The 9,859-nt window shown below is 42.0% G+C and carries 9 protein-coding genes; 1 reads left to right on the top strand and 8 read right to left on the bottom strand.

Annotated features, from left to right (window positions below; genetic code table 11):
• Positions 1 to 554: 554 nt before the first annotated feature.
• The 8 genes from F6K37_RS23280 to F6K37_RS23315 all read right to left on the bottom strand — a co-directional run bounded on the left by F6K37_RS23280 (position 555) and on the right by F6K37_RS23315 (position 8,896).
• Positions 555 to 1,520: an AAA family ATPase gene (locus F6K37_RS23280; RefSeq protein WP_287252409.1), complete on the bottom strand. Its 966-nt coding sequence runs from the start codon at positions 1,518 to 1,520 to the stop codon at positions 555 to 557.
• 9 nt (positions 1,521 to 1,529) lie between these two features.
• On the bottom strand, positions 1,530 to 2,522 hold the full coding sequence (locus F6K37_RS23285; protein WP_287252411.1) for a hypothetical protein: 993 nt from the start codon (positions 2,520 to 2,522) through the stop codon (positions 1,530 to 1,532).
• 28 nt (positions 2,523 to 2,550) lie between these two features.
• Positions 2,551 to 3,411 carry a trypsin-like peptidase domain-containing protein gene (locus F6K37_RS23290; RefSeq protein WP_287252413.1) on the bottom strand — a complete coding sequence of 287 codons (861 nt, stop codon included), beginning with the start codon at positions 3,409 to 3,411 and terminating at the stop codon, positions 2,551 to 2,553.
• Between the two features lie 222 nt (positions 3,412 to 3,633).
• Entirely contained in the window at positions 3,634 to 4,920 is a 1,287-nt protein-coding gene (gene iscB / locus F6K37_RS23295) for an RNA-guided endonuclease IscB (RefSeq protein WP_287252415.1), read from the bottom strand.
• A 228-nt stretch (positions 4,921 to 5,148) separates the two neighbouring features.
• Entirely contained in the window at positions 5,149 to 5,481 is a 333-nt protein-coding gene (locus tag F6K37_RS23300) for a CU044_2847 family protein (RefSeq protein ID WP_071102597.1), read from the bottom strand.
• A 199-nt stretch (positions 5,482 to 5,680) separates the two neighbouring features.
• Positions 5,681 to 6,157 carry a DUF4112 domain-containing protein gene (locus F6K37_RS23305; RefSeq protein WP_287252417.1) on the bottom strand — a complete coding sequence of 159 codons (477 nt, stop codon included), beginning with the start codon at positions 6,155 to 6,157 and terminating at the stop codon, positions 5,681 to 5,683.
• Positions 6,158 to 6,250: 93 nt separating this feature from the next.
• Positions 6,251 to 7,546, bottom strand: coding sequence for an RNA-guided endonuclease IscB (gene iscB, locus F6K37_RS23310; RefSeq protein WP_071102596.1), 1,296 nt, complete (start codon positions 7,544 to 7,546; stop codon positions 6,251 to 6,253).
• Between the two features lie 390 nt (positions 7,547 to 7,936).
• A complete protein-coding gene (locus tag F6K37_RS23315; RefSeq protein ID WP_502887769.1) occupies positions 7,937 to 8,896 on the bottom strand; it encodes a YihY/virulence factor BrkB family protein in 960 nt (319 codons plus the stop codon).
• 195 nt (positions 8,897 to 9,091) lie between these two features.
• Between F6K37_RS23315 and F6K37_RS23320 the strand changes: the two genes are divergently transcribed.
• Positions 9,092 to 9,628 carry a hypothetical protein gene (locus F6K37_RS23320; RefSeq protein WP_008189846.1) on the top strand — a complete coding sequence of 179 codons (537 nt, stop codon included), beginning with the start codon at positions 9,092 to 9,094 and terminating at the stop codon, positions 9,626 to 9,628.
• Positions 9,629 to 9,859 lie beyond the last annotated feature (231 nt).

Below are 9,859 nucleotides of genomic sequence, written 5' to 3' on the forward strand. Positions count from 1 at the left end.
TCCCTAAATCCCCCTTAACAAGGGGGACTTTCACTCTTTTTCAAGGGGGACTTTCACTCCAGTTCCCCCCTTTTTCAAGGGGGGCTAGGGGGGATCCCCCTAAATCCCCCTTAACAAGGGGGACTTTAACTCCAGTTCCCCCCTTTTTCAAGGGGGGCTAGGGGGGATCTCCCTAAATCCCCCTTAACAAGGGGGACTTTCACTCTTTTTCAAGGGGGACTTTCACTCCAGTTCCCCCCTTTTTCAAGGGGGGCTAGGGGGGATCCCCCTAAATCCCCCTTAACAAGGGGGACTTTCACTCTTTTTCAAGGGGGACTTTCACTCCAGTTCCCCCCTTTTTCAAGGGGGGCTAGGGGGGATCCCCCTAAATCCCCCTTAACAAGGGGGACTTTCACTCTTTTTCAAGGGGGACTTTCACTCCAGTTCCCCCCTTAACAAGGGGGACTTTCACTCCAGTTCCCCCCTTAACAAGGGGGACTTTAAGTCCAGTTCCCCCCTTTTTCAAGGGGGGCTAGGGGGGATCTGATCTGTAGCCTCATTAAAGGAAATTGGTATCATGAACCTGCATAATTAGGATTTTGCCAATCTTGCCGCAATTTAAATACTAAATCTCGATAGGGAATTGTATTGTCTTGCTGCAGTTCACTCACAGGATAGGGTTCCGATTTAAAGTGATGTAAGGCAGCCAGCCAATCCAGAAACTCACTGGTCCCCGGAAGTTTAAATAGACTTTTATCCTTTCGTATCTCTAAAAATTTAGCGATCGCAGTCTTCACTAAATCAGATTTGGGCATTGCCATGGTCTCTGGTTTCTGTTTCTGTTGATAGTGAACCTCGACAATTTTCTCTAACTCTTCTGGTTGACTAGGGAAACGCACATAGTGATATAAACAGCGGCGTAAAAAGGGAGAGGGTAGACTGCCTTTTTCTTTGTTACTGGTAATAATGATAATTGGTAGTTGCTCTTGATTAGCCTCAATGGTTTCTCCGGTTTCCCGAATAAAAAATTTCCAAGGTTTATCCAATATCGACAGTAAATCATTGGGAAAATCCACATCAGCCTTGTCAATTTCATCAATAAGCAAAACTGCCGGATAGTCATGACATTGAAAGGCTTTTCCCAGGGGACCTAGTTCACGGTAATCTTTTGGTTGTTTAGGATTTCTCGGTTGTCCAGTTTTCGGATTAATTGACGGGGTTAAGTTTTGGGTTTGGACATCATGCAACCGCAAAATCGCATCGTATTCATATAATCCTTCTTGGACTTTGGTGGTTGAGCGAATATCCCAACGATAAAAGGGCAACCCTAATTCATAAGCTACTGCCACTGCTAATCGGGTTTTACCACATCCCGATTCTCCTTCAATTAACAGGGGTCTTTGCAGGAAAATTGCCAAATTCACAGCTTCAATTAATTCGCTGTCGGCAATATAGGGTTCTAATTCTGTGGGAGACTCTGGATGACATGTTTTAGGTCGATGTTTTGAATTGCCCTGGAAGATGTATTTAGGGGGATTCATAGGCTATAACTAAAGTTTATTAAATTTTTGTTTCAACATGTAACAGGTTTTTTCTGGATTTCCTTTAGAATACTTAAAGATGTAGTTTAATTCAAACAAGCTTTGTTGACGATTATATTTACAAGTATCTTCAATCCATTCACGAATATCTTTATCGCTCCATGTTATTGGTAAATCCAATTTGAAAATTTTTTGCTTATTAAATTTTGAGGGTGGGTTAAAATGAGGTAAACATTGACATTTTTCTGACAAACAATAATAACTAGTGGTCATAAAAAGGATAATTATAATATTTGCAGAATTATGAGATAGTTGAGACTGTTTTTTAGTCAGAGGAATCCAAAAATACTCCATAAACCAGGATAATAATGAATCTTGATTTTCCCCGAGAGCATCCCAATCATTCAATTCGAAAAAAACAAGACTCCCAACTTGCAAGCCATTCGTAATTTTATCAATAATATTGATAGCATACTGTTGAGGATTATCAACTGTTTTAGTCTCCGAATCATAATTAGGTATAAAGTTTGCGATCGCCCTTAATAAACTTTGTTCATCTACAATATTATTCGCTATCACATTAATCGGGTAATGTCTCCAGTCATCACTTTCTTTGGTTAGATCATCTCGAATATCATAAACCAATAATTCTCCCTTAGTTTCTTTGATATTTTCAATTAAAAAAAAAGCCGATCCTCCCTTACGAGTACTAGCAAATTTTTTGAGAATTTGATTGATTCGATTTCTCGGCTTTTTAAAATCAATCTTTCGTAGCTTTTTGTCAAAGCGATTTCCTCTTTGATTGTTAGTTAATGATGAGTGTTGATATGAACTAAGATCAAATTCAATTTTCTCAAGGTCAGAAAAATATATGTCACTTTCCTTTTTTAAATTCTTATATTTAATTGAGGCAGGATCACTGAATCCCATTTGGATGACAATGTTTCTAATTTTTTCTTCTAAATCTTTTTTTTCTTGTTCCAAAAACTCTCTACGATTCATTTTTTTTAATTATCAAATACCTAAAAAGCTAAAAACTAGATAATTGATTTTCAACTTTCTCAAGACCAGAAAAATATGCTTCAGTTATCTTTTTGAGATTTTTATATTCATTTGACGCCGGATCATGGAATCCCATTTGATTAAAAATGTTCCTAATTTTTTCTTCTAAATCTTTTTTTTCTTGTTGCAGACAACTTATCCTAAATGGTGACAACCGTGGCTTAATTGGCTTTTCTATTTCCTGAGTTCGGATAACAATTGACTCCAACTGTGACCAAGCCTTCACTAAAATTTGTGTCGGAATCATAAACGCGACTTTTGCCGTTTCTCGCTTGCGGTCTGCCGCAACTACCATCCCCACCACTCCCTGCAATTTTTCATTCCAAACCGGAGAACCACTAAATCCTGCTTCAATCCCGTATCCAGTTACCTTAGGATCTTCCAGTTGAAACCATTGTTTAGCATTTTGATCTGACAATACCCCAGTTGCCCAAACTCCAAACGAAACTTTCTTAGGACAGCCAAATACTTTAAATGGATTAGTTGCAATATTTTCCGATAATATCACCCGAGTCGGGTGAGCAAAAGCAGGAAGGTTATCAAGCTTCAAAACCGCAATATCTTCTATCGCTTCTTCAGAATCTTCTAAAGGAGATTCAGGATGCCAGCAAACCACCCTGGCCGAAAATTTAGTCCCATTAAGTAAAGGAAAATCAACGTTTATGTCTCCCTCAGGTGAGCTCTGTGTGGTGCTATCAATTAATAATGCCTCTGCTACGACATGAGCACAGGTTAAGGCATAGTGTTCGGATACCAGAAAGCCAATACCAACTACTTGGTCTTGATTAAAGAGCCGAATAATTGAACTCTTATGGGCATTAAAATCCATCTTAAATACGGGAAGGGGACTCCCGTTATAAACGTTAGTTTGAGCGGGTTTAAAGTTACCGTAAGATAGGGTCGCCTTATTAAAAAAGATTTAACCATGCATCTGCATAGCCCACTGACTCTAAAGGCTCCACAATAAACAGGTTTCGTCTCCGGGTAATTCCCGCAGGTCAATAAATTGTTCGCGTAGCGTGGCCTACGGCCAGCGAAGCGCGAATCATTGCTAGTTAGACGCATATTCGTATCCGTCAGCTTTAAATATTATTCTCAGATACTTTGGATGAACATCGAACTTCTTCTCGGGAGTCTGAAGTACAAAACAAGGACGATAACGAATAGCTATCCGTCCTGTATACTGCCCGGCATATTTTCCTTTCTTTATGTCAGCTTTGACGATATCTCCTGTCTGAAAGCCTTTAAACGACTTAGCAGAAGGAGCATGAGCCTTTGGAAACCCGTATTTATTAGGTCGGCACCTTTGACGAATACCATGACCTTTAGCTGTTACTGTTAGTGGCTTTGTTCCGTTCAGTAATATTTGCTCAGGGGTGGTTTTACCAACACAAACAGCATCGATCCAGTGAGTTTTTCCGAGACCCCTAGTCTTGCGATTAAACTTAGTCAATCCACCCGAGCCTGTTTCGACGGGTAATCCAGTTGATTTTAGTCTTCTCCATAATTCCCAACGGGTTGAGTTGACGACTGCGGCATCTTTTAAAGGAATTTTTGCTTTAGCTAATACTTTTTTGAGAATTGCTGGTTTTTTCTTTAAAAATTTTTCAATGGGGTCATTACCTTTTTTCTGATTACAACACCGACAAGCAAGGGTTAGGTTGCTGACCCGATTGCTGCCACCTTTTGATTTTGGGACAATGTGTTCAACTTCTAAGGGCGTATTCATAGCACCACAATAAACACAACTGTGTCCCCATTTGGCAAGAAGGTACTCTTTAACCTCAAACCCGTATAGCTCGCCATGTTGATATTCAACGCCTGATACTTCTGGATTTTGCATCTTCTGAGTATCAAACCGCACTAGCTCTTGAGATATTGCAGTCACTGGACACAACTTCCTCAGTCGTCTTACCCAAGTCTCAACGTTAAATATTCGACTCATTAGTGACGGAGGTAACCACCCTTCTGGGCGCTTCCGATTAAGAAATCGAGGCTTGCGGTAACGAGTTTTTCTGTTTCGCCTACCTCGCCTTAAGGCTCTTCTGGATTCTAAAGAATTCTTGATACTCTGTCCTCGATGGTTAATTTCTAATGCACTTGTCACTCGTCCAGTCTGTTCTTGAATAACAGCTATTCCGGTTGTTTTTGAACCAGGATCTATTTTGAGTCTGTGTGGATGAGTTACAGAATTATCAACACTCCTGTCCTGCATGATAATAGTGAATGGATAGCGCTTAAATACTTTAGCCCTTCTTTTCTTAAGTAGTTCCCTAGCTCGTGCCGGGTGGCATGGATCCAGGGGTTTTTTATTTTGATCTAAAACGAAAACTCGCATTACTTTGAACACTCCACGATGTGGGTAAAGTTTGCCTCGACAATGTTATAAGAGCTTTTTAGGTTAACAACACTTCCTTAACTCGCTACAGATGTTTAATTGTTAACAACAGAGCTGAAGGCTGGCACGCACCTACAGGTGTTATAACTCAAATAACGTAGACCTAATCTAAGTCTCAGTCTGGTCAACTATGAGCTTCTACAAGCTCCCGCTATAGTCCGATAGGACTTAGCGGTGAGTTATTGACTTTAAGGTAATTTCATAGCTCACTTCGCCACCCACAGAGGCAAAGACGGCTCCCGCATCTGCCGTCAATTTCAAACCAAATTTTACCTCCACTTCATCAGCAGGTTGGTTGAGGTCACGCAATTTGGTGATCACCGCAGAAGCCACCGGTTTGATTTGATCTAGAGCTTCTTCAAAGGTCTGCCGTGCCTTGAGGACTTTTTTTCCCGATCCCAGGGAGACTCGCTCAATACCACGGCTTTCTGGTTCTTCCACTTCTACCAGAAATGTAGTTCCATCCGCTAGAGAAAATTGCGCTAATTTTTTTTCTTCCATTGTTTGTGTCTTTTTACTCCCATTCACCAATTCCAGACAGGGTGAATCTTATTTTAGCTGTTTGAGCCGTGGCTGGAATAGGCATCTTAGTAGAACTGGCATCTTGCCAGTTTCATTTCCCACCCTGTGGAACTGGCATCTTGCCAGTTTCATGTCCCACCCTACACAAGTCCCATTCACAAATGCCAGACATTGTTGCTCAGCTAGTTATAGCCGTGATCACCCACGCTACGATCGCAAGACTAATTCCAACCGCAACTACCAACACTACAGCCAACCCTGCCAACAGTAAGATAAGAAACAACCAATCGGATTTTTGTGGTGGTGATGATGATACATTTAATTCTTTCTCTAACAGCTCAACATTTTTGACATTTGCCTTCCAGGCCGCATCCACCAGATCCCCTAACACCGGTACAGACCCAGTAACTGTCTCAAGAAGGATATTCAGCACCATCTCCACCAAGGTAGATCTAGACACTCCCAGTCGTGCTGCTTCTACGACAATGTATGATGAAATGATAGTTCCCACAAAATCACCACCCCCTGGTAACAGACCAATGATGGGATCTAAACCAATCCGATAACCTGTTCCTGGGATAGGAATAGCATTGTCCAGTAGGTAGCTTACCCGACGTACACGCCTTAAGGTAGATGTTTTGCGATCATTCCTCATCTTTCCGCCTCCCTGGAGACCCCCGCTATACCTGAAAGGTTAGCAAAAGGACGTGGCATATAAACACCTGGGGAAACCCCAGGTGACAGGCACTCAGGAAAGGGAGGACAGGGTATTAATTTGATATGAATATCCATCCTTTTTGTGAATTGGTGTACAGTACTTGTAACTGATTCCTTGAATCAATCCGTTGGCAGTCGAAATGTTAAACGAGCCAGTTTTACGAGTGGCGACACGTCCAACATAAGTTCCGATCTTTTTGCCTTTAGTAACAATTGCTTTGACAATATCTCCGGTCTGGAAACCTTTGTGGATCTTAGTTCTTGAACAATAACGCTTCGGAAACCCAAATTTATCTGTTCGACAGATTTGGCGAGTTCCATGACCTTTGGCCATAATTAATAAAAATTGGCAATTTTCGACATAAATGGCTTCAACCTTCCCCACACAAGCGGCATCAAGCCAATGTGTTTTAACTAGGTTAAACCGACGTCGATTATATTTAGTCTGGCCTCCCGAACCCGTTTCTACTGGCAATCCAGTAGACTTGAGTTCTTTGTACAGCTTCCAGCGAGTCGAATTGACCGCAGCGGTATCAGCTAATGATCGTTTAGATTGAGACAGGACTCGCTTCAATACATCAGGCTTCCTTGATAAGAATTGTTTGATATCCTGGTTTCCTTTGGCTTGGTTACAATCGTGACAAGCTATTGCCAGGTTACTAACCCTATCGGAACCACCATTAGATCTTGGTTTAATATGTTCGACTTCTAGCCTGGTATCTGTTGCACCACAGTAGGCGCATTTACGGTTCCATTTTTCAAGCAAGTACTCTCGAATTTCGTAGCCGTACAAAGTGCCTTGTTGATACTCAGTACCGGAGATTTCTGGGTTTTCCATTTTTTGAGTGTCGAACCGTACCAATTCTTGAGAAATACCCGTCATGGGACAAAACCGAATTAGCTTTTTAACCCAAGTCAGGATATTATGAACTCTAGACATTAAACTGGGTGCTAGCCACTCCAAAGGACGTTTCCGATTAAGAAAACGAGGTTTTCTATAGCGAGTTTTGCGGTTACGGCGAGAACGTCTTAATTGCCGTCTTGAGGTTAAAGCGTCTCGAATTTTAAATCCACGATGCATTATTTCAGCACCCCAGATAACAGTGTTGTCTTGTAGAATTGCTAAGCCTGTTGTTTTTGCGCCTGGGTCAATTTTTAACTGGTGATTATGAGTCGTACAGTTTCCTACCTCCAAATCTTTTAGGATAATTGTAAATGGATACCTTCTAAACACTTTGGCTCTACCTTGCTTGAGCAATAGTCTGGCTCTAGCCGGACGGCAAGGGTCTAATGGTTTAAAGTCTTTGTCAAGTACAAATACACGCATAATTGTGTTTTCTCCTATTGCTAGGGTGAGTTCGCTTAGCCAATGTTTTTTGAGTTTGTCTTGTTAATAGCACTGTCTTAACCCGTTTATGACTGTTTAACTATTAACCACAGAGCAGAAGACTAGCGACGCATCTAAAGGTGTGATAGCTCAAAAAACGTAGACTCAATAGTCTTAGGCTGGTCACGTCATGGACTTTTTCAAGCCCCCGTTATAGCCGTTAGGCGTGGGCGGTGGGTTCGTGACGGGCTTAAATAGGTTGTTTGGTTGAAGGTTGAAGGCAGAATGTAGAATGTAGAAGGCAGAAGGCAGAAGGCAGAATGGTGAGTTCTAAATTCTCAATTCTAAATTCTCAATTCTAAATTCTCAAAAGTGTTTCAGCTAATGTGATTATTTTTTGGCCTTAGCTAATTTTATTCTTGGTCTAGGTCTGCGATGGGATGCTTGCATTGCTTCTCCTACTATCACATTCAACTGGTCCCCCAATAACAGTACCAGGGAAGTCATGTAAAGCCAAAGCTGTAAGATAATTATGGCTGTTACTGTACCATACACTTTGTTGTAATTGCTGAAATTGGCAGTAACGTAGTGCCGAAACAACCCTGAAGCCACTGCCCAGGAAATGGCTGCTAAAACTGCTCCTGGCAATATCGGTGTCCCTAGCTGCCAACCGCTTGGTCCGTAGCGATAGATAAAGGCAAAGGATGCTGCCACCATACTCAGGGCTACGGGCCAGGTCAACAGACTCCAGAGTGTCAACAAGATGGAAGCTCCACTCGTATCAACGACTGTTTTTAGCACCCAGTGACTGATAAATACCAAAAAAGATGCAATCACTAGCAGTATGATACTACCAATGGTTAAGCCTAGAGAAATCAACTTAGCTTTCCAAAACGGTCGTTGTTGCTCTCGGGGGATGTGGTGGATGTGATCAAGGGCATTCATCGCTGCACTCAGTGCCCCAGAAGATACCCAAATGGCTATGATAAAACTCAGGGAAAATAGACTGCTATTGGTGCTGAGGTGAATCTGCTCGGTAAATTCCTGAATTGGCTGCACCGCCTGAGCCGGACCTACTTCCTTCATCATTTTCAGAGCTTGATTCTGTGCCACTTCACTCAGCTCGGGAGGGTGGTGGTACCAGGTTAATTGTAAGGAATATTCAAACAAGCCAATCGCTGTCAGAATTGCTAAAATTGCTGGAAAAAGCGCTAACATGGCGTTATATGCCATTTCAGCAGATAGACCCATTAAGCGACGTTCCATCGCACGCTTGAAAGTCTTCCTGAGGGTTACCAGATTCAGGTAACCAAAGAAACGGAAGAAACGAAAAAAACGCTTAGATAGCATAGGTTCTGATGTGAGCAGGGGCTTGCTACAAATTAATTTGCCAATTTTACCCGTAGTTTGCCCATTACTAGTGTTCAGTAGTTCAATTGACACACTTTAATATTTTATTGACAGTTTACCGTTAACCCGACCCCCTCAACCATAATTAAATTTGATTAAATTTGATTAGTGCTATAGCCGATGGAGTAGTTGTTGATGAGCAACAATGGGTCGCTTACCGAATGGTTAGCCCAAATCAAGGAACTGAAGCAGCAGCTGGCCGATAGCATTAAAGAGTGCCAGGCTGCGGATAAAAGTGCAGCTCATTGGCGTCAGTTATATAATACTGAAGCTCAGCAACGGCGTATCGAAAGCCAACTTGCTCAAGAGCAAATCGAAACTCTCAAGGCTCAACTGCAACAATTACAACAAGACGGATTTCAACTCAAATCAGATCAACTGGAGACGGTTTCGAGTATTGAGCAGAATGTGGAACAACTGCAAACGGTCGAGGAATTAAGGGCAACCCTTAAGTCAGTCATGGCAGAACGCGATCGCTTAATCGATGCCTTAAAGACTGAGCAAGCCAACCATGCTCAAACCCGGGAAAACTTAACGGTTGTGATTAGTGATACTGTTGAGCAACTGGCTAAGGAAAGAAAGAGTAAACCGTCCCAGGTAGAGGAGGTTACCGTCAGCGAGTATTCCCCATCTCCCGATCTTCCCAGCTTCGACAATGAAGATAGTTGGTAAGTATATGCGCTACTTGAGGTGCTACTTGAGGTGCGGTCAGCGGTCAGCGGTCAGCTTCGTGACTTCACTCAGATCAAAAAATGGTTACCTCTTTCATTCACAAACTGATAGCTGATAGCTGATAGCTGATAGCTGATAGCTGATAGCTGATAGCTGATAGCTGATAGCTGATAGCTGATAGCTGATAGCTGATAGCTGATAGCTGATAGCTGATAGCTGATAGCTGATAGC

This window comes from Moorena sp. SIO4E2 (genome assembly GCF_010671945.1).
In the GTDB taxonomy this organism is placed as follows: Bacteria; Cyanobacteriota; Cyanobacteriia; order Cyanobacteriales; family Coleofasciculaceae; genus Moorena; species Moorena producens.

Bases quoted from the DNA above. Each gene is read 5' to 3' on its own strand.
- F6K37_RS23280 (WP_287252409.1), bottom strand. From the start codon at position 1,520: ATGAATCCCCCTAAATACATCTTCCAGGGCAATTCAAAACATCGACCT.
- F6K37_RS23290 (WP_287252413.1), bottom strand. From the start codon at position 3,411: ATGGATTTTAATGCCCATAAGAGTTCAATTATTCGGCTCTTTAATCAA.
- iscB (WP_071102596.1), bottom strand. From the start codon at position 7,546: ATGCGTGTATTTGTACTTGACAAAGACTTTAAACCATTAGACCCTTGC.
- F6K37_RS23285 (WP_287252411.1), bottom strand. From the start codon at position 2,522: ATGAATCGTAGAGAGTTTTTGGAACAAGAAAAAAAAGATTTAGAAGAA.
- iscB (WP_287252415.1), bottom strand. From the start codon at position 4,920: ATGCGAGTTTTCGTTTTAGATCAAAATAAAAAACCCCTGGATCCATGC.
- F6K37_RS23305 (WP_287252417.1), bottom strand. From the start codon at position 6,157: ATGAGGAATGATCGCAAAACATCTACCTTAAGGCGTGTACGTCGGGTA.
- F6K37_RS23300 (WP_071102597.1), bottom strand. From the start codon at position 5,481: ATGGAAGAAAAAAAATTAGCGCAATTTTCTCTAGCGGATGGAACTACA.
- F6K37_RS23320 (WP_008189846.1), top strand. From the start codon at position 9,092: ATGAGCAACAATGGGTCGCTTACCGAATGGTTAGCCCAAATCAAGGAA.
- F6K37_RS23315 (WP_502887769.1), bottom strand. From the start codon at position 8,896: ATGCTATCTAAGCGTTTTTTTCGTTTCTTCCGTTTCTTTGGTTACCTG.